General features: G+C 53.9%; 1 protein-coding gene. It reads right to left on the reverse strand.

Annotation, left to right across the window (positions count from 1 at the left end):
* Positions 1–286 precede the first annotated feature (286 nt).
* A partial coding sequence (locus tag EOA38_RS40010) for a hypothetical protein (RefSeq protein WP_210213038.1) occupies positions 287–499 on the reverse strand: 213 nt, incomplete at its 5' end.

Here is a 499-nt window from a genome sequence, read left to right on the forward strand (position 1 = left end):
AGCCCATATATGCAATGATTGTGGACGCCAAAAAAATGGGGATTCGTCCGGCAGGGGCAAAGCAGCGCATCCTAGCTTCTAGATGAATACCGTTGCCCTCCCAATCTCCTCGCGACTACTGAGGAACGGAAACGATAAATCGGACGACTAACCTTCCGAACGCGCAAGAACTGTCGGCCATGCCGTTTGGCAAAGGACGGCTGCGCGGAGTTAATCGGCGGCAACTTGGCATGGGAAGAGAAGTCAACTCCAATCAAGAAGCCAGCCGCGAAACGCTAGCTAACGCCTAAGGTCTGGAGCTCGCCTTCTGTTCAACGCCATCACAAGGACGGCGTTGAGCAGGGTAACGAACCTTACATCTTGATGTTGCCAAGCCGTCCTGGACGTGGCGATCTAGTACTCGATTAGCGTATAAACGAAAAAAGCTTGCAGTTTTTTCGCCGCGCCGCCGCTCGAAAAGTTCCATGTTCGCCTGGGCAACGGCTGGCTTGGTCATGCG

The organism is Mesorhizobium sp. M1E.F.Ca.ET.041.01.1.1 (assembly GCF_003997355.1).
GTDB lineage: Bacteria > Pseudomonadota > Alphaproteobacteria > Rhizobiales > Rhizobiaceae > Mesorhizobium.